Origin of the sequence: Kribbella sp. NPDC050459, assembly GCF_040655315.1 — a bacterium.
Lineage (GTDB): Bacteria > Actinomycetota > Actinomycetes > Propionibacteriales > Kribbellaceae > Kribbella.
In genome coordinates, this window is the sequence record NZ_JBFAJQ010000009.1 from 248,332 (window position 1) to 273,754 (window position 25,423).

Here is a 25,423-nt window from a genome sequence, read left to right on the forward strand (position 1 = left end):
GACAGAGTCGCTGATACACTCTGACGTGTGATGTCTCAGCGTAGCAGCGAACCGGACCAAGAGACCAGCACGCGCCCGACGCCGGCGAACGCGATCGGCGAGGAGCGGATCCTGGACGCGGCGTACGAGTTGCTGCTCGCGATCGGGATGCGCCGGATGACGATGGCCGACATCGCCCGGCACGCCGAGGTCTCCCGCGCGACCCTCTACCGGCGCTGGCCGAACGTGCAGGCCGTGGTCGCCGCGTTGATGACCCGGGAGTGGACGATCGCGCTGGTGTCCGCGTTCCAGCCGGACGCCGTCGACGGTCGCGCCCGCCTGGTCGAGGGTGTCGTCGAGGTGGTCGCGAAGACCCGTGTGCACCCGTTGATGCGGAAGATCATCGAGCTCGACCCCGAGTTCCTCACGCCGTACCTGCTGGAGCGCCGCGGCAGCAGCACGGTCGCGCACCTGGCGCTCGTCGAGGAGGGCATCCGCCAGGGTCAGGCCGACGGCTCGATCCGCGACGGCGACCCGGTGTGGCTGGCGCGGCAGATCATCCTGGTCTCGCTGGCGTCCGCGGTGTCCGGCCCGGTGATGGCCGAGAAGGACGAGTACCCGAAGCTCGACGAGGAACTGCGGACGATGCTCACGAGGTACTTGGCGCCATGATCTCCGTGGGCAACGCGAGTCTGAACGCGGCACGGCGGGCCCGGGAGCTGAGCGAGCTCCGGGCGGTCGACGTGCTCGTGATCGGCGGCGGGGTCACCGGCGCCGGCGTGGCGCTGGACGCGGCCGCGCGCGGACTGAGCGTTGTCCTGGTGGAGAAGCACGATCTGGCCTTCGGGACCAGCCGGTGGAGCTCGAAGCTCGTGCACGGCGGGCTGCGATATCTGGCGTCCGGCCATGTCGGCATCGCGTACGAGAGCGCCGTCGAGCGCGGCATCCTGATGAAGACCACCGCGCCGCACCTGGTGCACCCGATCCCGCAGATCGCGCCGTGGTTGCCGCAGGCAAGTTTCGCGCAGGCCGCGATGCTGCGGTCGGCGTTCCTCGGCGGCGACGTCCTGCGCACGTTCGCCCGCACCAGCGACGACTACCTCCCGCACTCCCGCCGGATCGGCTCGGCCGAGATCCTCCGGTACGCGCCGACGCTGCGCCCGGACGGGTTGCGCGGCGGTTTCCTGACCTGGGACGGCCAGTTGTACGACGACGCGCGCCTGGTCGTCGCGATCGCCCGCACCGCGGCGCAGTACGGCGCCCGGATCCTGACCCGCGTCGCCGCGACCGAGGTCACCGGCCGGGGAGCGGTCCTGGTCGACCAGCTGACCGGGGACCGGCGGTCGGTGGACGCGCGGATCGTGATCAACGCGGCCGGTATCTGGGCCGACCAGGTTGCCTCCGGCATCAAGCTCCGCCCGAGCCGCGGTGCCCATCTGGTGTTGCCGCAGTCGGTGTTCGGCGGGTTGTCCGCCATCCTCACCGTGCCGGTGCCCGGCGAGCTGCGCCGCGTGGTGATGGCGATCCCGGCGCCCGACGACCGGGTGTACGTCGGCCTCACCGACGAGGAGGCGCCCGGCCCGGTGAGCGACGTACCGCGGGCGAGCGACGCGGAGATCGACTTCCTGCTTGGCACGATCAGCTCGGCGGTGCAGCAGCCGGTGACCCGCGCGGACCTGCTCGGCACGTACGCCGGGCTGCGGCCGCTGCTCGACACCGGCCACCACAAGGGCGAGGACAAGACCGCCGACATCTCCCGGCGGCACGCGGTGATCACCAGCCCGGACGGCGTGGTGACGATCGTCGGCGGCAAGCTCACGACGTACCGCCGGATGGCACAGGACACGCTCGACACGGCGCTCGCGCAGTCGACGCTCGAGGTGCGGCGGTCCTGTGAGACGCATCGGATCCCATTGGTCGGCGCGGCCGATCGCGTGCATTTGGCCGCGGTCAGGGCGCCCGCCCGGTTCGTCCAGCGGTACGGCGTGGAGGCGCCGCAGGTGATCGCCGGTGCGCCCGAGTTGCAGGCCCCGATCGCGCCGGGGCTGCGGACGACGTACGCCGAGGTGAAGTTCGCGGTCCGGCACGAGGGGGCCCTGACCGCGGACGACGTACTGGATCGGCGGACGCGGATCGGGCTGTCGGCGGCGGACCGGGAGCTGGCCCTGCCCGCGGTGCTGGAGGCCTTCGCGGCGGTGTGACTCCAGCCGTGGGGTTAACTTGGCTCCGGGGAGGTGGAGTGTGACGCAGCCGTATCCGGGGCCGTATCAAGGTCCGGGGCCGTACCAGCCGATGCCGTACCGGCCGATGCCGGTCGTGCCGCAGTACCGGCCGTTGCGGGCGCTGGCGATCGTGAGCATCGCGCTGATGGGGGTGACCGCGCTCGGCGCTGTGATCCAGTGCGTGCTGATGTGGCGCTCGTACGGCGAGGTGAAGCGGTTCGTGTACGGGCTGCTCTCGGACGAGGAGATCGACCGCGGCCTCGAGTCGATCGCCGGCAGCGGACCGCTCCTCGACCTGGTGGGCTACCTGCTGGTCGGGACCGGGATCGCGTTCCTGGTCTGGCTGTGGCGGGCCCGCGACAACGTCGACTTCCTCTACTCGCCGTTCTCCCCGACCCCGACCGTGCCTGTGCAGCGCATGCACCGGAGGGCACCCGGTTGGGTCGTCGGCTCCTGGTTCTGCCCGATCGTGCAGTTCTGGTACCCGCTGCAGGTCGTCGAGGACGTCGCCCGCGCCAGTGAGCCTCCCAGCCGGCCCGGTGTCGCGCGATCCGGCCGGATCCACGCCCTGCTCTATACCTGGTGGGTCTCGTGGAGCGCCTTCTGGGTGATCATCGTCGGCGGCGGTGCGGCCGCGGTGATCGGGATGATCATCTGGATCGTCCGGCTGGTCAACGCCGCCGACAGCGGCGATCCGAACAGCTCGTACGTCGACATCTACGACCTGCAGGACTTCATGGTCCGCCTCGCGCTGGGCGTCAACATCGGGTTCACCGTGGCGGCGGTGCTGCTGGTCGTCGCGGCGATCACGGCCGCGCTGCTGCTGCTCCAGGTCGGAAGCTGGCAGCAGGAGCGCCTCGCGCCGCCGCGGGTCCAGGACTTCGCGTCCCCGCCCCAACCGCCGCAGTACGCCCCGCGCCGGCAGCACCCCGGTCCGGGTTTCCCGACCTACGGTCCCTGAAGCAGGACGGCGCTCGCGTCGTCGTACCGCTTCCACCCAGGTGCGGCGCAGGCGGCGTCGTGTTCCCGGACGCGGTCGATCAGCTGTCGCGGACCGTCGACAGTCAGTACGTCGAGCAGCTCGTCCCACGAGTGCCCGTAGCGTTCGGTGAAGCGGGACGCGCCGTCGGAGAGGATCGCGATCACGTCGACGTCGGCGCGGTCCGTCGTCCCGGTGACTGCCTGGTACGCCGCCTCGGGCGCGGTGCTCGCCGCCCAGAAGCCGCCGGGCCGATTACGCAACCGGCGTACCGCCTCGAGGGTCCGCTCCGGGAGCCGGTCGATCCGGTCGTCGCTGTGGACGGTGACCTTGCCGTCGGGGGAGCGCATGATCACGGGCGAGTCTGCCAGGACCAGATGCTCGACGTGATCCGCGTGCAGACGAACCATCGAGACCGTGGACGACGGGCTGTCGGGATTACTGACGTCGCAGGTGTCCGCGTGGGTCGCGCGGACGGCGGCGATCGCGTCTGCGAGCACATTGGGCAGCGATGCGGACGTCTGCGTGAGCAGCGGAGGGGCCAGCTGCTGCGCGAGCTGCTTCACCAGCCACGGGACATCGTGCCGGCAGCCTGACTCGACGCCCTGCGGAGCGGTGGCTCCGTCCAGTACGACGGCGAAGTCGGGCCCGGTCACCACGAGATCCTCGTTGACGGCGGGCGGAACCCGATCCGGCGCGGCCTCACTGAGCGAGCGGATCTCCACGCACCTAGTCTGACTCAGCCCAGCTGTCGGAGAGGGATTGGTCCAGGGAGATCTTCGGTGACCAGCCGAGCTCATCCCCGATGCGTGTCGTGTCGGCCTGCTGCCACGGTGCGCCGAGTGCGGTCTCCTCGCCGGTATCGTCGACGATCGTCGCCGGCTGGCCGCTGAGCTCGAACAACTGCCCGGCGACGTCCCGCGCGAGCGTCGCCCGGCCGGTCCCGACGTTCAGCACCGGCGACAGCTTCCGGTCCGCGAGCGCGACCGCGAGCACCGCCTCGGCGACGTCCCGGACGTCGACGAAGTCGCGCCACACGTCCAGTGACCCGACCTCGATCAACTGGCGCGACCGCAGGTCCCGGATCACCCGGCCGGTCAGCGTGCTGGCCGGAGCCCCCGGCCCGATCACGTCGAAGATCCGCAGGACGACGGCGTCGGCACCGGCTCGCTGTGCCCGGAGGACGAGCTCGGACCCGGCGAGCTTGGTGATGCCGTACGGGCCGGCCGGCCGCGGCGCGCTCTCCTCGGACAGGCTGGTGCCGTGCGGCGCCCCGCCGTACTCCGCGGCGGAGCCGAGTTGGACGAACCGGGCGTGGTCGGCCTGGCTGCGGACCGAGGCGAGCAAGGCCTCGACCGCGATCACGTTCGCCCGGACCAGGTCGGACGGCTCGCCGACCGTGGCGCCGACCGCGTTGACGATCACCGTCGGCTTGTACATCCCGATCTGGGTGTCCAGCGCGTACGGGTGCATCGCGGCCAGGTCGCAGCGCCGGTACGGCTCGCTCCGGGTCCGGCTCAGCCCGCGGTACTCGATGCCCCGGTCGGCGAGCAGCGCGCAGATCCTGGCGCCGAGGAAGCCTCCCGCGCCGAACACCATCACCCGCTCAGTTCCGGTCACTCCTCCATCGTGCGGCCCGTATTTGTCGGTCGCGTGGGAGTTCTCCGTCGTCAGCATCACAACTCTGTCCGTATCTGTCCGTACGGCGTGGCACTCTGGGCGCCATGGCCGATCGAGTGGACGGGCGCCCGGCGGCGCCGACCGAGTCGACGATCCGGGACTGGGACGACGCGGACCCGTCCGGACAGACGTACCGGCGGGTGCTTTTCGTGGACTGTGACCTGACCGAGGTGGACAACCGCGGCGGTGTGTTCGACGAGTGCACGTTCCGCGGGGTGCGCTTCAACGCGTCGACGCACACCGACGCCGCGTTCGTGAACTGCACGTTCGTCCGGTGCTCGCTGTTCGACACGACCTTCGCCCGGTGCAAGTTCGTCGGCAGCTTCTTCGACGACTGTACGTACAGCCTGATGAAGGTGTCCGGCGGCGACTGGTCGTTCACCGGACTGCCCGGCGCGGACCTGAAGGGCGCCGAGATCACCGGGGTGAAGTTCCGCGAGGCAGATCTGACCGGCGTCCGGGCGCCGAAGGCGGTGCTGCGGGACCTCGACCTGTCCGGGGCGTACCTGCAGAAGGCCGATTTCACCGGTGCTGACCTGCGCGGATCCGACCTGTCGACGCTCGACCCGGTGACCGTCACACTCCGGGACGCCCGCATCGACATCACCCAGGCGATGGTCGTCGCGGCCGCTCTCGGGCTCGACGTCCGCCCCTGAGGCTGTGGATATCCCCAGATAGCCAGGCGGTCATCCACGGTCCTATCCACAGCCTGTGGATAACTATCCGGATAACTGTGTATTCGTACTGTGATATCGCACCGGGCGGGTGAGGGTTCCCCGGCGGTGCCGGGCCGGAGGCCGCGGCCGCCGGACGACGAGCATCGCAGCGTGTTCGACCACCGCCGGGCTGACGACCAGGAAGCCCGGGCCGACCCGGCGGGTCAGCGTCTGGACGCCGGCGGCCAAGCCGACTCCACAGGCCGCACCGAGCGAGTTCGCGATCAGGTCGTGCAACTGGCACGACCTGCCGAGTTGCGGCACCAGCGCCTGGACGGCCTCGACGGCGGCCGACAGCCCGATCCCGGCGGCGATGCCGTCACCGGGGCGACCGCTGGCCAGCGTCAGCATGCCCGCGGCCGGCACGAACAGCACGACGTTGAGCAGCCCCTGGAGCGACGTCAGCCCGCCGGTGGTGGTGAGGTGCGTGCCGCACTGGCCGATCTGACCGAGCCGGTGGGTCGTCGGGCTGAGCGTCGCCGCGATCACCAGCGCGAACGCGGCCGGTGCACAGAACGCCGCCAGCCGGGGGACCAGATCGCCCGGGCGACGGAGCGAGGACAGCGCCACCGGCAATGCCATGCCGGTCAGCACGAGCCAGGTGTCCAACAGGTGTGGGATCCCGCGATAAGTCTCGAGCACGTGTCCGGACCCTCCCGTGGTCGACCTGACTCGAACTCTCTCGACTTCCTGACTCGACGATCAGCCGACCGCCGGTACTGCCGCCAGCCCTGTCCGGACATCTGCACGCAGCCGTAAACCCGCCGTGACAGTCTGTGATACTCCGTGCACGAATTGACACAGAAGGAAGGTGCTCGAGGCAACGATCTTGTGCGGGCCGGAGGTGGGTACAGGGGATCGGTCGCAGCCGATTCGGAGGGAACAGCCGTGGTCGATCCGCAGCTTCGCGCGATGACGTGGAACATCTGGTGGCGGTTCGGCCCGCGCTGGCGGGAGCGGCAGCCGGGGATCCTCGCGACGATCGAGCGGTTCACGCCCGACGTGCTCGCCCTGCAGGAGGTGTGGGGCGGCGACGGCACCACCCAGGCGGACGAGTTCGCCCACGCGCTCGGATTCCATGCGGTCTTCGCGTCGCCGTCGTACCCGCGGTCCCCGGATCCGGCACAGGCGCCCGACCACGCCGGGGTCGAGCTCGGCGTCGCACTGCTGAGTCGCTGGCCGATCGTCGAGCAGGAGACGATCCCGATGCCGGCCCGCCATCGATCCTGGGATCCGGTCGCGCTGCGCGCCCGGGTCGCTCATCCGGCGGGCCCGCTGCCGGTCGTGGCGGCCTGCCTGGAACATGCGACGACCTTCAGCGACGACCGGCTCGCCCAGGCGACGCTGCTCGCCGACCTCGGCACCCATCCATCGGCCGACGGGCCGTGCCCGTCCCTGGTGATGGGCGATCTGAACGCCGCGGCGGACAGCGCCGTACTGCGTCCCCTCCGCGACGTGATGATCGACGCGTGGACGGCGGGCAACGGTGGACCCGATGCGGTGACGCTGCCGTCGACGCATCCGTCCGCACCGCTCGAGGCCGGCCCGGAGCTGGTCGACCAGCGGATCGACCACATCTTCTACCGGCCGGGCCACGAGGACCAGCTCGTCAACGTCGAGTCGGCCGTCGTCGCGGGAGACGCCGTCGACGGCATCCATCCCTCGGACCACCGCGCGGTCGTCTGCGATTTCCGCTGGCGGCACCGGGGGAATCCACCGATCGGTTGATCAGGGTGGAGCCGAGCGGGCGATGTGCCGGCCACGGCCACAGCGGGACAGTCGAGACATGACTACTCCAGTGAACGTGGGACACCCACGCAGCACGGCCGCGCTGCGGAGCGTGCAACTGCTGACCGGCGGGTATCTCGCGATCAGCGTGCTGACGCTCGCCGCGATCGTTGCCCTCCGCCATCATGCGTCCGTCGTGAACGATGCCGTCTGGGTCCGCGGCACGATCGTCGTCGCGAGTGCCCTGCTGACCGTTCTGTTCGCCCGCAGTGCGTCCCGAGGTTCGCGGCGGGGGTTCCTCCGGCTCCGGATCGTCTCGGCGGCGATGCTGGTCGCGATCGTGGTGATCATCGCGCTGCCGGGCACCTTCCCGCTGTGGCTGAAGGGCGAGCAGGCCGTGTGCGGTCTGCTGCTGCTCGGCGTCGCGTTGCTCGTCAACGGCAAGCACCTCCGCGCGGTGTTCACCGGGTGACCTGAGCGAGCAGGTCTGGCCACTGCGGTCTGCGCTAGAGGCGGTAGTCGCTGTCGCGGCGGTCGGTGATGAACATGTAGCCCGGCGCGTGGGTGATCGCGTACGGCGGCCGCGACGCCATCAGCGCCGCCTGCGGCGTCACGCCGCAGGCCCAGAACACCGGTACGTCGCCGTCGGCCGCGTCGACCGGATCGCCGAAGTCCGGCCGCGCCAGGCCGGTGATCCCCAGCGCAGCCGGATCGCCGATGTGCACCGGACCGCCGTGCACCGCGGGCATCGCTCGCGTGATCCGGACCGCGTCGTCCACGCGATCGGCGGGGATCTGGCGCATCGACACCACGAGCGGACCGTGCAGCCGCCCGGCAGGTTCGCACTCGCGGTTGGTCACGTACATCGCCACGTTCCGCCCCTGCTCGACGTGCCGCAGCGGGATCCCCTCGGCCGCCAGCGCGCTCTCGAACGTGAAGCTGCAACCGAGCGAGAACGCGACCAGGTCGTCCCGCCACGCCTCGGTCGCATCCGCCACCTCGGCCACCAGTTGGCCGTCGCGCCAGATCCGGTACTGCGGGAGGTCGGTCCTCAGGTCGGCGCCGCGCGCGAGCCGCGTCGCCGAGTCGCCGGGGTCACTCACGTCGAGCACCGGGCACGCCTGGGCGTTGCGCGTGCAGAAGAGCAGCACGTCGTACGCCCAGTCCGCGGGGACCGCGATGAGGTTGGTCTGCGTGTAGCCGCCGGCCCAACCGGTGGTGGGCCCGCTGTAGTCGTCCCGGAACAGGGACCGCGCCTGGGCCGGAGTGAGCGTTGCGATCGTCATGAGACCCCCTCTCAGGTGATCTCACGATAGGGATTGTTGAACAATACGACAAGGGTCAGACGACGAGTTCGTGGATCCATTCCGCCGGAGCCTGCTGGTGGAGGCGCCAATAGTGGTTGGCGATGTCGTCCGGGTCCCAGAGACTGCCGGGAGAGACGCCGCCGCTGATGGTGACGCTCGCGGCGTGGACGCCGGCCGCGCCGTACTGCTGGTGGAGCAGCGTGACGACCGCGCGCACACCGGCCTTGCCGAGGGAGAGGCTCGCGTAGTCCGGCTTCGGCACGGGCATGCCGCCGGTGATCAGGAACGACCCGCTGCCACGCTCGGCCATCGCGGGCGCGAGGTGGGCGGCGGTGGTGATCGCACCTACGACATTCACCGCGAACGCGTCGAGGTGCTGGTGGGCGGTGAGGTCACCGATCCGGTCCGACCGGATCATTGCCGCGTTGTAGACGACCACATCCGGTACGCCGTACGCCTCGACGATCCGGTCGAGTGCCGCACGCAGCACGCGCTCATCGGTCACGTCCGCGGTCACCGGGAGCACGTCGGCGCTTCCGAACTCCGCGGCGGCCGACTTCACCGTCGCGTCCGAACGCGCGATCAGGCCGGCGCTCATCCCCTCGCGGACGAACCGTCGCGCCACCGCCAGGCCGATCCCTGGCCCCACTCCCACCACCACGACTCCCGACATGCTCCGGAGGATAAACGTTGACCCCAAGGTCAAGGTCAAACTGGGCGATGGTGCTCCACCGCTGCGGCCGACCGGTCGTCGCCGTCGGCTCGGAGGCCGGCGATCACGCCGTCGACGTCCGCAGCCGGGCGGTTCTGGCTGAGCTTGAACTTCGCTTCGATCCGCTGGATCGCGATCTCCACGCCGACGATCGCCCGGAGCTGCCCGCTGACGAACTTCGCCGGCGCGTCGTCCACCGACCACGGCTCCGCGCGGCCGGACTCGTGCCGGTCCGACAGCCGCCGTACGACGTCCTCCACCCAGGCAGGGTCGTCGTGCACGGTCATCGTGCCGTGGATGTGAGCGGTGATGTAGTTCCAGGTCGGGACGACACGGCCGTGCTCCTGCTTGGAGGCGTACCAGGTGGGGGAGATGTACGCGTCGGGGCCGCGCATGATCACCAGCGCGTCACCGATCACCGGGAGCTTCCAGTGCTCGTTGTTCCGCGCCAGATGGCCGAGCAACACGTTCCGCTCCTGGTCGTACAGGAACGGCAACATCGTTGCCACCAGCCCCTCCGGCGTGGCCGTCACCAGATCCGCCGCTCCACGGCTGTGCAGCAACTCCTGGACGGCCTCGTCCTCACCGGCAAAATGCGCAGGAACATACATGGAACCAGTTTCCCTACCGACGCCTCGCCCGGACAGGTCCAATCGATCGGCCTTCCATCAGCCCACTCAGCCGCGGTGGTAACGGTTGCGAAGCTCTGCCGCCTGGTCGTAATCGCGGCGCCAGTCACCCGTGGGCGGGAGGATGATGCGCTCGGCGCCGGCCCCCTCGTACGCGGCGAGCAGTTCGATCAGGTCGCCGTCGAGCTGCGGCGCGACCACGGTCGCCTTCAACTGCTTGCCGTCGGCAAGTTCGTTGATCTGCTTCAGGTTGATGCGTACCTCATCGGGCGTCATCGCGATCGTCGCCCACCCGTCGCCGTACGCCGCCGCTCGCCGGTGCGCCCGGGCGCCGTTGCCGGCCACGAAGATCGGCGGCACCTTCGCGCCGGGGGAGATCTGGAAATCGGGGCTGGTGCCCGCGATCAGGTCCGGCAGGACGGCGAGCGCCTCGTCGGTCAGCCGCCCGCGGTCGGCGAACTCGACACCGGCCGCCCGCCATCCGGCATCGCCGTGCGCGGGATTGCCCGTCCCGACACCGAGCACGAGGCGATCGTTCGAGACCAGCTGCAGCGTGCTGATCTGCTTCGCCGCCCACGCGACCGGCCGCAGCGCCAGCAGCATCACGTTGTACCCGATGGTGATCCGCTCGGTCACCGCGGCCGCCGTCGCCAGCACGACGGAACTCTCCAGCATGGGCGCACTGGCGATCAGATGATCCGTCGACCACACCGAGTCCAGCCCGGCCTCCTCGGCGTACCGCGCACTCTCGCGCACGTCGCCGAGGATCGGCCGCGCCGGATCCGGCGAGGACGTCGGCAGGATGACTCCGATCTCAATCGTCATACCCGTCGCAACCCTGCTCGAGGCGGGCCGCATTCCCTGCGGGCCCTCTCGACAGGAGGTGTCCTGCATTCAGGTAGTGCACCTAGGCGTGGACACGCTCGTGCGTACGGTGTCTCGCTGGTGCACTACCTGTCGAGCGGGCACAGTCAGGGGATGTAGACCCCGTTGAACCACTGGCCGCGGGCGTCGTCGGTGTACACGTCGACGTTGAAGTTGTAGTTGCCGTGCCTGCCTTCCCACAGGTATCCGGGCAGACCCGACGCCGCGTTGGCGTCGCAGATGATGTCGTCGGTGCACAGCGTCAGCGTCGGGATGTCGCCGAAGAAGTTGTCGGCACCGGCCAGCGGCGCTCCGACGACCGGGGCAACCAGCGGGTGGGCAGCGGCGCCCGCCGAGCCAGGACCTGCCGCGCGCTTGGGATCAGCGATCAGCACCGCGTTGACGTTGTCGATGGTCTGCCAGTTCTCGGTCACCCAGGTATGCACGACCGCGGCGCCGAGCGAGAACCCGACGGCCTTCACGTGCTGGTCGGGGCAGGCGTTGCGGTGATCGCGGATCAGCCGGTTCAGCTCATTGACGCCCTGCCGCGCGTTGTAGCCGATCGGCTGGGCCGGGTACCCGACGCGCTGGCTGATGTTTCCCTGCCAGTACGGCGCGTTGGAGTCGTTGTCCCCGGTGCCGCCGACAACGATCGTGTACGTCCCGCCGCAGTCAGCCGCCTGCGCCGCGGGCGCCGCCAAGACGTAGACCCCACCGGCCGCCGCGACCAGCCCGGCCACCAGGGCCGCAAGTTTCCGCATCAGTCCTCCTCAGTGATGATTGCTTATTGTGATCGTACGATCACCGAGGGTCGACACTAGTTGCGGTCGGTCACATCCTCCTGGCGTGTGCGGATGTGGCCAGCGCTTGGCCGGATGCGTCCACCGCGAGACCGCTATTGCCCGAGGCAACATGTCCCGCGGGTTAAGGTCCGGGGATGAGTCGACGGGTGGCGGCGTACGCGGTGTGTGTCGAGGGCGGGCGGGTGCTGCTGGCGCGCTACGTCTCGCCGTACGGCGACGGGACCTGGTGGACGCTACCGGGCGGCGGCGTCGAGCCGGGGGAGGATCCGTTCGACACCGTGACTCGTGAGGTGGCGGAGGAGACCGGGTACGAGTCGGTGGTCGAGCAGCTGCTGGGCGTCGACTCGCGCATCGTCCCGGCCGCCGTACGCCGTCGTCCGGGGCCGGAGGATCACCAGAACATCGGCATCTTCTACGCCGTCCGCATCACCGCCGGCACCACCCGCCCCGAGCCCAACGGCGAAACCGCCGAATCCGTGTGGACACCGCTGACCGACGTCCCAACCCTCCGCCGCGCCGCCCTCGTCGACGTCGGCATCACCCTGACCCACTCACACCCACCCACCGGCCACGTCCCACCCGTCCACCCCGGCGGCCTGATCGAGCATTAGCCACGGCGCCGTCGGCTGATCAGCGGTGGTCGCCGTCGCCGTGGAGGACGCCGCGGGAGGCGCGGTCGGCGATCTTGGCGATGTTCTGTTCGGCGACGTCCTCGAGGCTGATGCCGAGTCTGGTGCACAGCTCGGACAGGTACCAGAGCACGTCGCCCAGCTCGAGCGTCAGCGCCTGCCGGTCGGCGTCGGTGATCACGCCCTGCCGGTCGCGGAAGATCTTCTTCACCTTGCCGGCCACCTCGCCGGCCTCGTTCACCAGGCCCAAGGTCGGGTACACGATCGGATGATCGGTCGCGACCAGCCCGGCGGTCCGCGCCGCTGCCTCCTGGTAGCCGCTGAAGTCGAACGCACCCTGATCAGTCACGCGCGTCAGTCTGCCAGGCGTGGAATACTCGCTGCGCACGAGCGAGCTCGTCACCGAGATGTTCGAGTACGACGGTGGGCGCCAGGTCGCCGTGTACGTGCCGTCGGATCCGCCGGAAGCGGTCGTGTTCGCGGGTGACGGCCAGCTGATCTCGCAGTGGGGCAGGGATCTCGAGCAAGCCGACGTACCGCCGACGCTGGTGGTCGGTGCGTACCGGACCGAGGATCCGGACGAGATGGCACGGATCGAGGAGTACTCGCCGTCGTTCAGCCCGGAACGGTTCGCGGCACACGAGAAGTTCTTCGTCGACGACGTCCGCGACTGGGTGCGATCGCGCTTCGGGGTCGCCTTGCCGGCCGAGCGGACCGCGGTGTTCGGCGTGTCCGCGAGTGCCGAACTCGCGCTCACCATGGGGCCTCCGGCACCACGACATCTACGGCGCGGTCTTCGCCTCCTCACCCGGCGGCGGCTACCGCCCTCCGGACGTCATGCCCAGCAGGCTGCCACGCACCTACCTGGTCGCCGGCACCGAAGAGCCCTGGTTCATGGAGAACGCCGCCCGCTGGGCAGACGCCCTCCGCGACGCCGATGCGGACGTCGTCCTCACCGAGCGCCAGGGCAACCACGGCGACCCGTTCTGGCAGGCCGAGTTCCCGCGGATGGCGGCCTGGGCGTTCGGCCGCTAGCCGTCCTTGTGCCCGTTGACGTTGATCAGATTGCCGTCGGGCGCGCGGACGAAGAACCGCCGGATCCCCCACGGCTCGGTGGTCAGCGGGTACACGATCTCGAAGCCGCGCCGCTGCGCCTCCTCGTACGCCTCCTCGATGTCGTCGCCCACGGCAACCGAAAGCACCGAGTCCGCCGGCGCCGTCGCGTCGCGCGTGACGAGTTGTACGGCGGCCTGTCCGTCCGGCGTCTGGAACCTGGCGACCCAACCCAGCTCGGTCAGCCCTGCGTCGCTGAGCCCCAGGTAGTCCACGTAGAACCCGCGAGCTTCGTCGATGTCCGGAACCGACAGATTCGCGAACAGATGTGTCACCTGCACGAGCATCTCCTTCCCTCGCCGGCCAGTCTCATGCTCTCAACCAGCCCAGTCCAGGGTGGGTCACGCGCCGCGCCTGACCCACCCCGCGTGGGTCACGGGCGGTTGTGGCGCTCGCTGCCCGGGAAGCGGTGGACCTCCTGCGGCCAGTCGAGCGCGACGGCGAGTCGGCCGGCCCAGTAGCGAGCGGTCTCGTCGTCCGGCACGTTGACGACGCAGAAGCCGCCGAGGTGCTCCTTGGTCTCGACGTACGGCCCGTCGCTGAAGATCGGCTCCCCGTCCTTCGCCTCCACGCTGCAGATCGCGGTCGAGGCGTCGATACCCCCGTCGCTGAACACGAAGACCCCAGCAGCCTCCATCTCCGCGATCACCGCCCGCCCCGCGATGCTCTTCGCCCCCAACTCCTCACCCGTGTGCTCAGGCACCCACTCGTCGTTGAACGAGATCAAATACTGCGCCACAGCCCTCTCCTCTCAGTCCGGCGACCAACCAGCCGCCACACCAACACCACGAACAAGGACACGGCGATCCGACACACCCGCCGCGACTTTCTCACTCCATCTCATCAGGCAACGCCTCTATCCGCCCGGCCGGCACCAGTTGGTCCGCCTGCGGGTCGTAGGCGTCGAGCCCGTACGCACCGGCGATAGCCGGAAGCGCGGCGGTGGCCTCCCAGCTGTACGGCAGCGTCAGCCCCACGAACCGATCAGCAAGGTCAATACGGCCCCACGGCTGACGCCAGTCCAGATCGTCGTGCCATTGGGGGTCCTCCGCCGCACCCGAGAGCCAGAAATAGAGGTCGTACCTCATATGCCGCAGGGTACGACCGACAGTTGTTATCGTTCGGCGCACACCTTCGTCAGATGGGCAGGCAGATGACCGATCGCGAGGTTCCCCCGGATTTGGTCGCCGAGGCGAAGAACACGCCCGGCGGTTGGGTGTACGAGATCGTCGGCGACTTCGGCCCGAAGGACAAGGTGCCTCCGACAGCGATCCGGGGCGCCTGGAAGGTCGACGACAACGGCGAGATCGAAGGCGACTTCATCCCGAACGAGAAGTTCGTGGAATCGGCCGACCGCCGCTCCGGCGGCTTCCTCAGCCGCGCGGGCCGCTGGTTCAACCGGTGATCCACGCGGATCCGAGCCTTCAGTCGGCCGTGGTGTACGACGGCCTGCCGATCTCGTCCGGCGGAGCTCATCGCCTGGGCCGTACCTCGGTGCACGACGCCTTCTCGGCCTGGCAAGGATTTCTGGACTCGTGCACCGTCGTCGACGGCACCGCGTACTACTTCCACCTGCCGCACACGCCGGAACTCGAGCCTGCCCGGCAGGCGGTACGGAGGATCCGCAAGGCCTTCCCCGCGCAGGACCACCGCTTTCCGGTCCCGCCGGACCGGATCCACGAAGCTCTCGACCTGCTCAGGGACCTGGAGCCCCTGCCCACCAACCCCTGGGGAATGGCGCCGATCTGGCTGACCGCCAACGCCGACTTCACCCTGAAGACCCCCTCCGGCGACATCTGGCCCAATCAGGGTGCAACCGGCTTCGAGACCCCCGGCGGCGTTCGTCTCGGCTCCTCCTGGACCAACCTGCACATCGAAGCCAGACGATCCATGGGTCTGCGCCTCAGCATCCCCGAAGCAACAGACAACGACCTGGCCACACTCATCCCATGGCTGCAGGCCCACCTCCCGTTCCGCCTCTCACCCAGACATTGGACCCGCTGGACCCTCACCAAAACCGGCCACGGCTACCGCGGCCGCCGCCTCACCCTCTGAGCCGATGCACCCGCTCGCCCGGCTAGGCTGCCGCGCGTATCGGTGCTCACGATCGAGGTCGGCGGCTCGTCGATCCAAACCCTCTTGATCCGCGACGACGAGCCACCGCACGAGGTGGATCCGAACGGGTACCGGGACCTGCCCTGGCTGGTCGCCGCGCCGGGATTGGTGGAAGGTGATCGGGTTCGGGGCGCGCACCATCTCGGCTGGATGGACGTCAGCATCAGCCACGAACTGGGGATGCCGGCACCGGCGGCGCTGTCGATGAATGACGCCGAGGCCGCCGCGACGGGAGAGTGGCTGCTCCTCGGCCGGCCGCCAGGAATCACGCTGTACGTCGGCATCGGTACAGGCGTCGGCGCCGTCGGAATCCGCGAAGCGCAGATCGTGCCGGTCGAGTTCGGTCATCTGACGTCGTTCGGCGACAAGGTCTGCGCCGGATGCGGTCGACTCGGCTGTCTGGATGCACAGATCGGCGGCCACGCGTTGTCCACACCGCTGCAGGCGACCGAGTGCGACCTCGTAGTGCGTTCCCTGGCGAAGGCGATCCGGGCACAGCGGCCGGCGATCGACAGGGTCGTCCTGGCCGGTGGCCTGATCCGCACCCACCCCGGCGTCGTCACCGCCGTACAGGCCGAGGTCCCTGGCCTCGACGTACTCGCGTCTCGCTGCGAGCCTCAGTACAAGTCGGCGGCGTACCTAGGTCTGCTGCACGCGGCTGGATGAATGTCTCGCGGGCGCTTGTCGGATTCGCCGGAGACTGTTCGTAGCGTAGGTGGGAGCGGGCATCGGGTCCGCTGGAACTGGAGGAGCAGGCATGCCCGAGTACCTCATCTACTTCAACCAGCAGTGGGTCGGCGACCACCCCGAGGAGTGGTACCACGGCCGCGGAGACCGCGCCCGGGCCGTGACGGAGGAGATGAAGGCCGCCGGCGTGTACGTCTTCGCCGGGGGACTGGAGGAAGAGGACGGCCCGATCTACAACGCGGACCCGACGAGCGGCGAGGTCCTCGTCACCGACGGCCCGTACGTCGAGACCAAGGAGTACCTGGGCGGCTTCGCCCTGGTGAGCGTCGCCGACGACGAAGCCGCCAAGATGTGGGCCGCCAAGGTAGCCGAGGCCTGCGGCTGGCCCCACGAAATCCGCCGCTTCAAACCCCAACGCCTAGCCAAGTAGCTCCACCACCGACGACCCCGGATGATCGCCGCGGGGTCCGCGGTCTCCGGGTGTACTGGCTGCAACCGACTGACCGCGCCGACGCCGTCGGCGATCTGCTCTCCGTACACCCGGTGCACGTCAGGCCATTACTTGGTGGAGACGAGGGGTTTGACGGATCGCATGAGTCAGAGCGCCGCACAAGCGGCCTCATTGCCGCTCGGTGTTGCAGCTCGTTGGGTCTGACTGGGGCAGTCGTAGCGAGGTACCTACTGTGGGGGTCCGTGCCTGCTTCGTGATTGACCGTCTGGGCCGTCGCTAAGCGACGAGTCGGGCTCTCAGCGCGTAGAGCTGGTTGTCGCCCAGCCCACTCTGACGGATGTACGCCTCGGCGCCGCCATATTGGTCTTCGAGGTGCTGAAGTACGGCGAGCATCGTCTCTGGGCGAGCGGTGAAGGACTCGGCTAGTTGGCTACGTTCGTTGGGGTCGTTGATGAGGGCGAGCTGTTCGGCGAAGTGGTCGCGCATGCGGTCGTCCAGGAAGGCGTAGTCGGCGGCGACTGATTGGGCCGGTACTCCCGCGACGCTCAAGGCCAGTGCGACCACGTTCCCACTGCGGTCCTTTCCGGCATGACAGTGGACGACGACTGCACCGGTCGGTGCGTCCGCGATCGCCCCGACGGCGGCGGCGAGCAACTCGGGGTGGAGGTCGAGCATCGCCACGTAGTTCTGTTCGAGGCTCAGGGTTGGGTCGTACGGATCGTCGGCGTTGTAGAGAGGCATGTTGCGATAGAGAGGGTTCGTTGCGAAGGGCGACGGGTCGCCGTCGCACTCCGGTGGCGTTCGCACGTCGATGATGCGGCTCACGGATGCCTCCCGTACCGCTGTAACGCCGGCGTCAGTCAATCGGCTCAGATTGTCGGAACGGATCAATGCCCCGGCAGCAATCTGGCGTCCGTCACTGGTGGGGAGGCCGCCGAGGTCGCGGACGTTGAGACAGTTGGGCCATGTCAGCTGCATGGGTCCGGTCACAGTTATCTGAACCACTTCCTTCGGCCGCGGATCGGTGAGATGGCTGTGAGTCGCTCTGCGAGGCCATGAGTCTGCACGGCGAGGCGCCGGAATATAAGTTTTGAACTTGGGTCTAAACCTGCAAAACCTGGATAGCCGCTTGCGGTGGCCGTCCGATGCGGGAGGATCCCGGCTCCCCGCGGGCGGACCGGGGGTCCGGATGCAATCTCGGGAGCTCTGCGTGGGACTGCGCTTTAGGATCGGTCGGTGATCACAGGCCAAAACATTGCTGCCCGGATCGTGTCCGAGTTTCCCGATGCGCGGGACTCCGTCACGGAGGTCATCCAGATGTACGGGCAGGACGTCGTCGGCCCCGCGATGTTCTCCTACGTATCGGTGGGCTTCTTTCACCCTGTGTTTGATCCTGCCATCCGGTCCAACGACGTAGCCCGCATCGAGAAGTGCTATCACTTCCTCGAAGAACTCTTGGACAGCCCTGATCCCGATATCGTCGATGCGGCCGTCATCCGGGTGGTGCCATGGACGCTCGGGCCGGACTGGATCGATGCGACACGAAGATTCGGTGGCCCGTTGCTCCAGTCCAAAGTCGATCTCGGGCAGGAATGACGGCGGGCTCAATGAGACGGCAACGTCGGCGCCCCAGGTGGCCGCCGGTCTTCTAGCCATGTCCCGGATTTGTTGGCGGGTCACAGACCGGGGAGGGCTGGCCGAGGATTGGGCTCTGGAGTGCAGGAATGCTGTGGTGGAGACGAGGGGAGTTGACCTGAGCATGGGCCGACCGGTTTAGGCCCGATGGTGACTGGTCGAGCTCGCTCCCATGTTCTCGTTAGGGCACGCGGGGGCACGAACTAACCGGGCGGATTCAGTTCGGTCGCCGCTCCTCCTTCGGGCGTCGAAACCGCATGACTGTGCCGTATGCGCCAAGGCCAAGCGCCGCCGCGTATCCGGCCACCATCACGAGGTCCCAATGAAGGCTATCGGCGACGATGAACAGCATGAGGAGTGCCCCGCTGGCCGTGTAGTACCAGTCATCGACGCGGCCTAGGCGGCGGGCTCCGATGCCGATCGACAACAGGATCAGGGCCGTTACGCTCGCGACCGTCCACACCCAGCTCGGCATTCCGTGCCAGACGGTTTCGGCGACGAGCAGCATGTCGACATTCTTGCCACGACGTCTTGATAGTCGCCAGCCCAGGCCAGCGCGGCGGATGTAAAGAGACGACTCGCCGTCGGCAGATGACGACCGGCACCATCAGCCAGTACGTGCCGAGCCCGGCAGCGATGACCGCGATGATGACCAGCCCGGCGAGGCTCATGCTGTGCCAGTCGCCGACGTATCGGTACTGCCATGCCTGCACATGTCGAAGGCTCGTTCGCGGCACTCGCCGACAAGCTCAAACGCCCGGCTGCGGGAGGATTGCCCCCAGGTCGAGGGCGGCTCGTTAGGGCACGCCGCTTCCCCACGAATCAGGTGAGGACGGTCGCGCCGGCCGAGGATCGGGGTCTGGAGTGCAGGAATGCTGTGGTGGAGACGAGGGGACTTGAACCCCTAACCCCTGCCTTGCAAAGGCAGTGCTCTGCCAGTTGAGCTACGCCCCCGTGGGGTGGTCAGTGACCCGGGGTTACCGGGTCGGCGACCTCGGCCCAGAGGTCCTTTTCGGCGCGGGACTGCTGGGTCTTCTTGTAGACGAAGTATCCGCCGACGCCGGCCAGCAGCACCAGCATGATCTTTCGCAGCACTGGGACTCCTTGGGTCGGGCTTCGAACAAAGTGGGCCTAACTGGACTTGAACCAGTGACCTCTGCCTTATCAGGGCAGCGCTCTAACCGTCTGAGCTATAGGCCCGCGAACTGCGGTGTCGAACCCGGGAGAGATTACCGCACCAAGTGCCCTACTCCCAAACCGGTTCCGGCCGGGCCTCATCGGGCCCGGCCGTAGCTGGTCAGTCCTCCGACGCGAGGGTGACTTCGAGGCCGCCGAGGAGTGTCGCGGCGATGTTGTAGAGGAAGGATCCGAGGGTCGCGAGCGCCGTGATGATCAGCACGTCCGCGCAGGCCAGCAGCGTGGTGAAGCCCATCACCTTGCCGGTGTTGATGTAGTTCTCGACCCGGAACGGCTCGCCGGCCGGCGTCCCGAGGACTTCCTGGACGGTCGAGTTGATGTTGTCGAACACGCCGGCCGCGCCGATCGCGGACCAGACGATGAAGACCGCGACCCAGGTGACGATGCCGAACGCGATCGCCAGCAGGAACGCCGTCTTCATCACTGACCACGGGTCGATGCGGGACATCCGCAGCCGCGCCTTCCGCGTCTGGTGGCGGCTCGAGGTCTTCGCCTCCTTGGCGTCCTTCGCGGCGAGCCGGTTCTGCCGGGTCTCGGTGCGCTCGGCCTTGGCGTCCTTGACCGAGTTGGCCTTGTCCAGCACCGCCTGACGCGCCGCGTTCATCCGGTCACCGAGCGACTCGGTCTTCGCCTCGCCCCCGCCGTACGGCGCGGCGCCGCCGGCGGCGGGTGCGCCTGCCGAAGGCGCCGACCACGGCTCCGGGCGGCCCGGGGTACTCGGCGCAGGCTGCTGCGGGCGTGCCGGGGTGGCCCCGGGAGTGGCCGGTCTCGCCTGCGGGCGGTACTCGGACGGCCGCTGGCCGTTCGGCGTACCTGTCCTCGGCTGGCCGTTGGAACGACCGTTGGAGGCCGGGTTGGCCGGGGCGGCAGACGGCTTCGCGCCCGGCGCGGTGCGCTGGGAGTTGGAGCTGTCGGCCGCACCTTCAGGCCATGTCGGCCTCGCGCGGTTGGTCATCAGTCACCCTCCTGGCCGGCTTCGTCGCTTTCGACGGTAGCCGCGCCGTCCACGTCCGTCGAACGCTCGTCATCATTCTGGACGCTCTCAGAGGTGGATTCGGTTGTCGATCCGTCCACATTCTGGGCATCAGCCGGTTCTGTACCCGCTTCCGCGCCTTCCGACTCCTCCAGAGCCACGGTCAGATCGGTGTTCCGGGCGATCGCGACCACGGCGTCGGACTCGGCGACGCCGGCGAACCGGACGCCCATCGTGTCGCGGCCCTTCACCGGGACGCTGTCGACGCGGCTGCGGACAACCTGGCCGCTGGCCTTGATCGCCAGCACCTGGTCCTCGTCGACGACGATGATCGCGCCCACCAGCGAGCCGCGCTCGTCGTTCAGCTTGACCGCCTTGATGCCGAGACCGCCGCGGCCCTGCTGCCGGTACTCCGACACGCGCGAACGCTTGGCGTATCCGGCGTCGGTCACCGTGAAGACGAACTGCGTGTCCTCGTCCGCACCTGCCCGGATCACCGACATCGACAGCAGCTCGTCGCCGTCGCGGAACTTCATGCCGGTGACGCCGGAGGTGGCCCGGCCCATCGGCCGCAGCTGCTCGTCGTTCGCGGTGAAGCGGATCGACTGGCCCTTGCGCGACACCAGCAGCAGGTCGTCCTCGGCGGTGGCCAGGTCGGCGCCGATCAGCTCGTCGTCCTCCTCGCGGAAGTTGACCGCGATGATGCCGCTCTGCCGGGCCGAGTCGTAGTCGCCCAGCGCCGTCTTCTTGACCAGGCCCTTCTTGGTCGCGAGCACCAGGTAGTCCGACTGCCCGTAGTCGCGCAGCGTCAGCACCTGCGCGATCTGCTCGTCCGGCTGGAACGAGAGCAGACCGGCCACGTGCGAACCCTTCGCGTCCCGGGCCGACTCGGGCAGCTGCCACACCTTGGCCCGGTAGACCCGGCCCTTGGTGGTGAAGAACAGCATCCAGTGGTGGTTCGTGGTGGCGAAGAAGTGGCTGATCTCGTCCTCGGCCCGCAGCGCGGCGCCGCGGACGCCCTTACCGCCGCGGTTCTGCGTCCGGTAGAGGTCGGTCTTGGTCCGCTTCGCGTACCCGCCGCGGGAGATCGTGACGACCACGTCCTCGTCCGGCACCAGGTCCTGCACGGACAGGTCGCCGTCGGCCGCGATGATCTCGGTCCGCCGCTCGTCGCCGTACCGCTCGACGATCTCGGCGAGCTCGTCCTTGACGATCGAGCGCTGCCGCTCCGGGCTGGCCAGGATGTCCTCGAGGTCGGCGATGATCGCCTCGAGCTCCTGCAACCGCTCGATGATCTTCTGCCGCTCCAGGGCGGCCAGCCGGCGCAGCTGCATGTCGAGGATGGCCTGCGCCTGGATCTCGTCGATCTCGAGCAGCTGGATCAGGCCGGTGCGCGCCTCGTCCACGTCGGGGCTGCGCCGGATCAGCGCGATCACCTCGTCGAGGGCGTCGAGCGCCTTCACGTACCCGCGGTAGATGTGCGCGTTCTTCTCGGCCTCACGCAGCCGGAAGCGGGTGCGCCGCTGGATGACCTCGATCTGGTGGTCGATCCAGTGGCTGATGAACAGGTTCACGCTGAGCGTGCGCGGTACGCCGTCGACGAGCGCCAGCATGTTGCAGCCGAAGGTGTCCTGCAGCTGGGTGTGCTTGTACAGGTTGTTCAGCACGACGCGCGGCTGGGCGTCGCGCTTCAGCACGATGACGAGCCGCTGACCGGTCCGCGACGAGCTGTCGTCGCGGATGTCGGCGATGCCGTTCACCTTGCCGGTGTTCACCAGCTCGGCGATCTTCTGCGCCAGGTTGTCCGGGTTCACCATGTACGGCAGCTCGGTGACGACCAGGCTGGTACGGCCCTTGGCGTCCTCCTCGATGTCGACCACCGCGCGCATCGTGACCGAGCCGCGGCCGGTGCGGTACGCGTCGTCGATGCCCTTGTAGCCGACGATCAGCGCGCCGTTCGGGAAGTCCGGGCCCTTGATGTGCTGCAGGCAGGCCTCGAGCAGTTCCTCCTGCGTCGCGTCCGGGTGCTCCAGCGCCCAGTCGACCGCGGCCGCGACCTCGCGCAGGTTGTGCGGCGGGATCTGGGTCGCCATCCCGACCGCGATCCCGGACGAGCCGTTGACCAGCAGGTTCGGGAAGCGGGCCGGCAGGATCACCGGCTCCTGCGACTTGCCGTCGTAGTTCGGCCGGAAGTCGACGGTCTCCTGGTCGATGTCGCGGACCATCTCCATCGCCAGCGGCGCCATCCGGCACTCGGTGTACCGCATGGCAGCCGCCGGGTCGTTACCGGGCGAGCCGAAGTTGCCCTGGCCCTGGATCAGCGGCGCTCGCATCACCCACGGCTGCGCGAGCCGGACCAGGGTGTCGTAGATCGCCGAGTCGCCGTGCGGGTGGTACTGACCCATGACGTCACCGACGACGCGGGAGCACTTGTTGAAACCGCGGTCCGGCCGGTAGCCGCCGTCGTACATCGCGTAGAGAATCCGGCGGTGCACCGGCTTCAGGCCGTCGCGAACCTCCGGCAGCGCGCGGCCGACGATGACGGCCATCGCGTAGTCGAGGTACGACTGCTGCATCTCGGTCTGCAGGTCGAGCGGCTCGACCCGGTCGTGGCCCGGCGTGGTGGGGGTCTCGGTCATGAAAAGTCCCGTTCAGATCAGGTACGTCGGTGTGGGGCGAGAACTCAGATGTCGAGGAACCGGACATCGCGGGCGTTGCGCTGGATGAAGCTGCGCCGTGCCTCGATGTCGTCGCCCATCAGCGTCTGAAACGTCTCGTCGGCGCGCACCGCGTCGTCGAGGGTGATCTGCAGCAGCACCCGGTTGGCCGGGTCCATCGTGGTCTCCCACAGCTCGTTCGCGTTCATCTCGCCCAGACCCTTGTAGCGCTGGATCGGGTTCTCCTTGGGCAGCTTCTTGCCTGCCTCGAGGCCGGCTTCGAGCAGTCCGTCGCGCTCCCGGTCGTTGTAGGCCAGCTCGTGCGGCTGGTTGCTCCAGCGGATCTTGTACAGCGGCGGCTGCGCGGCGTACACGTGCCCGCGCTCGATCAGCGGCCGCATGAACCGGAACAGCAGGGTCAGCAGCAGGGTCCGGATGTGCTGGCCGTCGACGTCGGCGTCGGCCATGATCACGATCTTGTGGTACCGGAGCTTCTCTTCGTCGAAGTCCTCGTGGATGCCGGTGCCGAGCGCCGAGATGATCGCCTGGACCTCGTTGTTCTGCAGGACCTTGTCGATCCGGGCCTTCTCGACGTTCAGGATCTTGCCGCGGATCGGCAGGATGGCCTGGAACTTCGGGTCCCGGCCGCCCTTCGCGGAGCCGCCCGCCGAGTCACCCTCGACGATGTAGACCTCGCACTCCTCCGGGTTGGTCGACTGGCAGTCGGCCAGCTTGCCCGGGAGGCCGCCGCCGCCGAGCAGACCCTTGCGGTTGCGGGCCAGGTCGCGGGCCTTGCGGGCCGCGATCCGGGCGCTGGCCGCGGCGGTCGCCTTGCGGATGATCTCGCGGCCCTCGGCCGGGTTCTGCTCGAACCAGGCGCCGAGCCGGTCGTTCACGACCCGCTGGACGAAGCCCTTGACCTCGGTGTTGCCGAGTTTGGTCTTGGTCTGGCCCTCGAACTGCGGCTCGGCGAGCTTGACCGAGATGATCGCGGTCAGGCCTTCCCGGATGTCGTCACCGGTGAGCCTGTCCTCCTTCTTCTTGATCATCCCCTGGTCCTCGCCGAAGCCGTTCACCAGCGAGGTGAGCGCGGCCCGGAAGCCCTCTTCGTGGGTGCCGCCCTCGTGGGTGTTGATCGCGTTCGCGAAGGTGTGCACGGACTCCTGGAAGGAGCCGCTCCACTGCAGCGCGACCTCGAGGCTCATCGTGTCGTCGGCGGCCGCCGCCTCGAACGAGATGACGTCGCGGTGCACGGTCTCGCGGATCCCGGTCAGGTACTTCACGTAGTCGACCAGGCCGTCGGCGTACCGGAAGGACTGCTCGAGCGGCTTGCCGTCCTCGTCGATGTGGTCGGGGCGCTCGTCCCGGATCACCAGCTCGAGGCCCTTGTTCAGGAACGCGTACTCGCGGAAGCGGGTGGCCAGCGTCTCGTACGAGTACGTCGTGGTCTCGAAGACGTCCGGGCTGGCCCAGAACGTGATCGTCGTACCGTTCGACGTCGAGGTGCCGATCTCGGCCAGGTCCTCGTCCGGGTTGCCCATCGTGAAGGACTGCGTGTACAGCTTGCCGCCGGTCTTCACGTCGACCTTGAGCCGGGTTGACAGCGCGTTCACGACCGAGACGCCGACGCCGTGCAGACCGCCGGACACCTTGTAACCGCCGCCGCCGAACTTGCCGCCGGCGTGCAGCACGGTCAGTACGACGGTGACGGCCGGCTTGCCCTCGGACTCGACGATGCCGACCGGGATGCCACGCCCGTTGTCCTCGACCCGGACCCCGCCGTCGGCAAGCAGCGTCACCACGATGCGGTCGCCGTACCCAGCCATCGCCTCGTCGACCGCGTTGTCGACCACCTCGGTGACCAGATGGTGCAGACCCCGCTCGCCGGTGGACCCGATGTACATACCGGGACGCTTCCGGACCGCGTCCAGACCCTCCAGGACCTGGATGGCGCTCGCGTCGTACTCGCGCTCGACGACCGAGGAGCGAATCTCGTGCAGATCGGCTGCGGCGGTATCACTGGGGCCGATGGGGTCGGCGGACTGGTTGGCGTCGATCTCGGTCGGCTCGTCGGTCACCGGTGGTTGTCCTCCTCGGACCCCGCGTTCGCGAGGCATCGCGGCACAGTTGAGCCGCCCTCTACGGTGATGGCAGAGGCGCGGCTCGCTCTACACCGTCCATTCTACCCGTCGAGCGAAGCAGAACCGGCCACCAGTCGCCTGAAACTGTGGACAGGCCGTCTTTTCTCCCTCATTGCCATGTCCCCTCTCGCGGGAGGGGGGCCAGAAAGCGCTCACGGCCTCTCAGCGGCCTCCGGGTGTTTCGCCACTGACCATCCCGGCGGCTA

Annotated in this window: 31 protein-coding genes and 2 tRNA genes; 13 read left to right on the forward strand and 20 right to left on the reverse strand. The window is 68.7% G+C overall.

What is annotated here, in order from left to right:
- Positions 1-30: 30 nt before the first annotated feature.
- Genes AB0I12_RS27570 through AB0I12_RS27580 form a run of 3 tightly spaced genes read left to right on the forward strand, consistent with a single transcriptional unit; the run spans position 31 to position 3,162 of the window.
- The gene (locus AB0I12_RS27570; RefSeq protein ID WP_359934865.1) at positions 31-651 is read left to right on the forward strand and encodes a helix-turn-helix domain-containing protein; all 621 of its coding nucleotides are present in this window, start codon (positions 31-33) and stop codon (positions 649-651) included.
- Positions 648-2,180 carry a glycerol-3-phosphate dehydrogenase/oxidase gene (locus AB0I12_RS27575; RefSeq protein WP_359934867.1) on the forward strand — a complete coding sequence of 511 codons (1,533 nt, stop codon included), beginning with the start codon at positions 648-650 and terminating at the stop codon, positions 2,178-2,180. Before AB0I12_RS27570 ends, AB0I12_RS27575 begins: the two co-directional genes overlap by 4 nt.
- A gap of 40 nt (positions 2,181-2,220) precedes the next feature.
- Entirely contained in the window at positions 2,221-3,162 is a 942-nt protein-coding gene (locus AB0I12_RS27580; protein WP_359934869.1) for a DUF4328 domain-containing protein, read from the forward strand.
- Here AB0I12_RS27580 and AB0I12_RS27585 read toward each other — a convergent pair.
- A complete protein-coding gene (locus AB0I12_RS27585) occupies positions 3,150-3,905 on the reverse strand; it encodes a protein phosphatase 2C domain-containing protein (protein WP_359934871.1) in 756 nt (251 codons plus the stop codon). The two genes, AB0I12_RS27580 and AB0I12_RS27585, sit on opposite strands and share 13 nt — an antisense overlap.
- A 4-nt stretch (positions 3,906-3,909) precedes the next feature.
- Positions 3,910-4,800 (reverse strand): NAD(P)-dependent oxidoreductase, encoded by an 891-nt coding sequence (locus AB0I12_RS27590; protein WP_359934873.1) that lies wholly within the window; start codon positions 4,798-4,800, stop codon positions 3,910-3,912.
- 104 nt (positions 4,801-4,904) lie between these two features.
- On the opposite strand from AB0I12_RS27590, the gene AB0I12_RS27595 reads away from it, so the two are divergent.
- Entirely contained in the window at positions 4,905-5,516 is a 612-nt protein-coding gene (locus AB0I12_RS27595; RefSeq protein ID WP_359934875.1) for a pentapeptide repeat-containing protein, read from the forward strand.
- A gap of 63 nt (positions 5,517-5,579) precedes the next feature.
- Here AB0I12_RS27595 and AB0I12_RS27600 read toward each other — a convergent pair whose 3' ends face one another.
- The gene (locus tag AB0I12_RS27600; RefSeq protein ID WP_359934877.1) at positions 5,580-6,218 is read right to left on the reverse strand and encodes a VanZ family protein; all 639 of its coding nucleotides are present in this window, start codon (positions 6,216-6,218) and stop codon (positions 5,580-5,582) included.
- A 270-nt stretch (positions 6,219-6,488) separates the two neighbouring features.
- Here AB0I12_RS27600 and AB0I12_RS27605 point away from each other — a divergent pair, with 270 nt between their 5' ends.
- Both AB0I12_RS27605 and AB0I12_RS27610 read left to right on the forward strand, forming a co-directional pair.
- Complete coding sequence (locus AB0I12_RS27605) at positions 6,489-7,304, forward strand: endonuclease/exonuclease/phosphatase family protein (RefSeq protein WP_359934879.1); 816 nt, start codon at positions 6,489-6,491, stop codon at positions 7,302-7,304.
- A gap of 58 nt (positions 7,305-7,362) precedes the next feature.
- A complete protein-coding gene (locus AB0I12_RS27610; protein WP_359934881.1) occupies positions 7,363-7,776 on the forward strand; it encodes a hypothetical protein in 414 nt (137 codons plus the stop codon).
- Positions 7,777-7,810: 34 nt separating this feature from the next.
- Here AB0I12_RS27610 and AB0I12_RS27615 read toward each other — a convergent pair whose 3' ends face one another.
- The 5 genes from AB0I12_RS27615 to AB0I12_RS27635 all read right to left on the reverse strand — a co-directional run bounded on the left by AB0I12_RS27615 (position 7,811) and on the right by AB0I12_RS27635 (position 11,577).
- On the reverse strand, positions 7,811-8,590 hold the full coding sequence (locus tag AB0I12_RS27615) for a putative hydro-lyase (protein ID WP_359934883.1): 780 nt from the start codon (positions 8,588-8,590) through the stop codon (positions 7,811-7,813).
- Positions 8,591-8,645: 55 nt separating this feature from the next.
- The gene (locus tag AB0I12_RS27620) at positions 8,646-9,284 is read right to left on the reverse strand and encodes an SDR family NAD(P)-dependent oxidoreductase (protein WP_359934885.1); all 639 of its coding nucleotides are present in this window, start codon (positions 9,282-9,284) and stop codon (positions 8,646-8,648) included.
- A 35-nt stretch (positions 9,285-9,319) separates the two neighbouring features.
- Positions 9,320-9,934 (reverse strand): FMN-binding negative transcriptional regulator, encoded by a 615-nt coding sequence (locus AB0I12_RS27625; RefSeq protein WP_359934887.1) that lies wholly within the window; start codon positions 9,932-9,934, stop codon positions 9,320-9,322.
- 66 nt (positions 9,935-10,000) lie between these two features.
- Positions 10,001-10,777 carry an LLM class flavin-dependent oxidoreductase gene (locus AB0I12_RS27630; RefSeq protein ID WP_359934889.1) on the reverse strand — a complete coding sequence of 259 codons (777 nt, stop codon included), beginning with the start codon at positions 10,775-10,777 and terminating at the stop codon, positions 10,001-10,003.
- 146 nt (positions 10,778-10,923) lie between these two features.
- Positions 10,924-11,577, reverse strand: coding sequence for a cutinase family protein (locus tag AB0I12_RS27635; RefSeq protein ID WP_359934891.1), 654 nt, complete (start codon positions 11,575-11,577; stop codon positions 10,924-10,926).
- A gap of 176 nt (positions 11,578-11,753) precedes the next feature.
- On the opposite strand from AB0I12_RS27635, the gene AB0I12_RS27640 reads away from it, so the two are divergent.
- Entirely contained in the window at positions 11,754-12,230 is a 477-nt protein-coding gene (locus AB0I12_RS27640) for an NUDIX hydrolase (protein ID WP_359934893.1), read from the forward strand.
- A gap of 19 nt (positions 12,231-12,249) precedes the next feature.
- On the opposite strand, the gene AB0I12_RS27645 is transcribed toward AB0I12_RS27640, so the two are convergent.
- Positions 12,250-13,008, reverse strand: a complete 759-nt coding sequence (locus AB0I12_RS27645) for a nucleoside triphosphate pyrophosphohydrolase family protein (RefSeq protein ID WP_359934895.1) — start codon at positions 13,006-13,008, stop codon at positions 12,250-12,252.
- Between AB0I12_RS27645 and AB0I12_RS27650 the strand changes: the two genes are divergently transcribed.
- Positions 12,987-13,283: a hypothetical protein gene (locus AB0I12_RS27650; protein ID WP_359934897.1), complete on the forward strand. Its 297-nt coding sequence runs from the start codon at positions 12,987-12,989 to the stop codon at positions 13,281-13,283. The two genes, AB0I12_RS27645 and AB0I12_RS27650, sit on opposite strands and share 22 nt — an antisense overlap.
- Here AB0I12_RS27650 and AB0I12_RS27655 read toward each other — a convergent pair.
- The 3 genes from AB0I12_RS27655 to AB0I12_RS27665 form a co-directional block, all read right to left on the reverse strand.
- Positions 13,280-13,642: a VOC family protein gene (locus tag AB0I12_RS27655; protein ID WP_359934899.1), complete on the reverse strand. Its 363-nt coding sequence runs from the start codon at positions 13,640-13,642 to the stop codon at positions 13,280-13,282. The genes AB0I12_RS27650 and AB0I12_RS27655 overlap by 4 nt on opposite strands.
- Positions 13,643-13,734: 92 nt before the next feature.
- Entirely contained in the window at positions 13,735-14,100 is a 366-nt protein-coding gene (locus AB0I12_RS27660; RefSeq protein ID WP_359934901.1) for a YciI family protein, read from the reverse strand.
- A 91-nt stretch (positions 14,101-14,191) separates the two neighbouring features.
- Positions 14,192-14,449 carry a hypothetical protein gene (locus AB0I12_RS27665; protein ID WP_359934903.1) on the reverse strand — a complete coding sequence of 86 codons (258 nt, stop codon included), beginning with the start codon at positions 14,447-14,449 and terminating at the stop codon, positions 14,192-14,194.
- A gap of 53 nt (positions 14,450-14,502) precedes the next feature.
- Here AB0I12_RS27665 and AB0I12_RS27670 point away from each other — a divergent pair, with 53 nt between their 5' ends.
- The 4 genes from AB0I12_RS27670 (at position 14,503) to AB0I12_RS27685 (ending at position 16,593) form a co-directional block, all read left to right on the forward strand.
- Positions 14,503-14,766: a hypothetical protein gene (locus AB0I12_RS27670; RefSeq protein WP_359934905.1), complete on the forward strand. Its 264-nt coding sequence runs from the start codon at positions 14,503-14,505 to the stop codon at positions 14,764-14,766.
- Positions 14,763-15,416: a hypothetical protein gene (locus tag AB0I12_RS27675; protein WP_359934907.1), complete on the forward strand. Its 654-nt coding sequence runs from the start codon at positions 14,763-14,765 to the stop codon at positions 15,414-15,416. Before AB0I12_RS27670 ends, AB0I12_RS27675 begins: the two co-directional genes overlap by 4 nt.
- A 42-nt stretch (positions 15,417-15,458) precedes the next feature.
- Entirely contained in the window at positions 15,459-16,142 is a 684-nt protein-coding gene (locus AB0I12_RS27680; RefSeq protein ID WP_359934909.1) for an ROK family protein, read from the forward strand.
- A 91-nt stretch (positions 16,143-16,233) separates the two neighbouring features.
- A complete protein-coding gene (locus AB0I12_RS27685) occupies positions 16,234-16,593 on the forward strand; it encodes a YciI family protein (RefSeq protein WP_359934911.1) in 360 nt (119 codons plus the stop codon).
- Between the two features lie 297 nt (positions 16,594-16,890).
- On the opposite strand, the gene AB0I12_RS27690 is transcribed toward AB0I12_RS27685, so the two are convergent.
- Positions 16,891-17,592, reverse strand: a complete 702-nt coding sequence (locus AB0I12_RS27690) for a tyrosine-protein phosphatase (protein WP_359934913.1) — start codon at positions 17,590-17,592, stop codon at positions 16,891-16,893.
- 258 nt (positions 17,593-17,850) lie between these two features.
- Here AB0I12_RS27690 and AB0I12_RS27695 point away from each other — a divergent pair, with 258 nt between their 5' ends.
- Entirely contained in the window at positions 17,851-18,210 is a 360-nt protein-coding gene (locus AB0I12_RS27695) for a hypothetical protein (protein WP_359934915.1), read from the forward strand.
- Between the two features lie 256 nt (positions 18,211-18,466).
- On the opposite strand, the gene AB0I12_RS27700 is transcribed toward AB0I12_RS27695, so the two are convergent.
- The 7 genes from AB0I12_RS27700 to gyrB all read right to left on the reverse strand — a co-directional run bounded on the left by AB0I12_RS27700 (position 18,467) and on the right by gyrB (position 25,154).
- Positions 18,467-18,757, reverse strand: coding sequence for a hypothetical protein (locus tag AB0I12_RS27700; RefSeq protein WP_359934917.1), 291 nt, complete (start codon positions 18,755-18,757; stop codon positions 18,467-18,469).
- A gap of 370 nt (positions 18,758-19,127) precedes the next feature.
- Positions 19,128-19,203, reverse strand: a tRNA-Ala gene (locus AB0I12_RS27705).
- Between the two features lie 9 nt (positions 19,204-19,212).
- The gene (locus AB0I12_RS27710) at positions 19,213-19,341 is read right to left on the reverse strand and encodes a DLW-39 family protein (protein ID WP_311136380.1); all 129 of its coding nucleotides are present in this window, start codon (positions 19,339-19,341) and stop codon (positions 19,213-19,215) included.
- A 34-nt stretch (positions 19,342-19,375) separates the two neighbouring features.
- Positions 19,376-19,449: transfer RNA gene (locus AB0I12_RS27715), tRNA-Ile, on the reverse strand.
- 97 nt (positions 19,450-19,546) lie between these two features.
- Positions 19,547-20,401, reverse strand: coding sequence for a DUF3566 domain-containing protein (locus AB0I12_RS27720; RefSeq protein WP_359934919.1), 855 nt, complete (start codon positions 20,399-20,401; stop codon positions 19,547-19,549).
- The gene (gene gyrA, locus AB0I12_RS27725; protein WP_359934921.1) at positions 20,401-23,058 is read right to left on the reverse strand and encodes a DNA gyrase subunit A; all 2,658 of its coding nucleotides are present in this window, start codon (positions 23,056-23,058) and stop codon (positions 20,401-20,403) included. Before gyrA ends, AB0I12_RS27720 begins: the two co-directional genes overlap by 1 nt.
- 44 nt (positions 23,059-23,102) lie before the next feature.
- Positions 23,103-25,154 carry a DNA topoisomerase (ATP-hydrolyzing) subunit B gene (gene gyrB / locus AB0I12_RS27730; protein WP_359934923.1) on the reverse strand — a complete coding sequence of 684 codons (2,052 nt, stop codon included), beginning with the start codon at positions 25,152-25,154 and terminating at the stop codon, positions 23,103-23,105.
- Between the last annotated feature and the right edge of the window lie 269 nt (positions 25,155-25,423).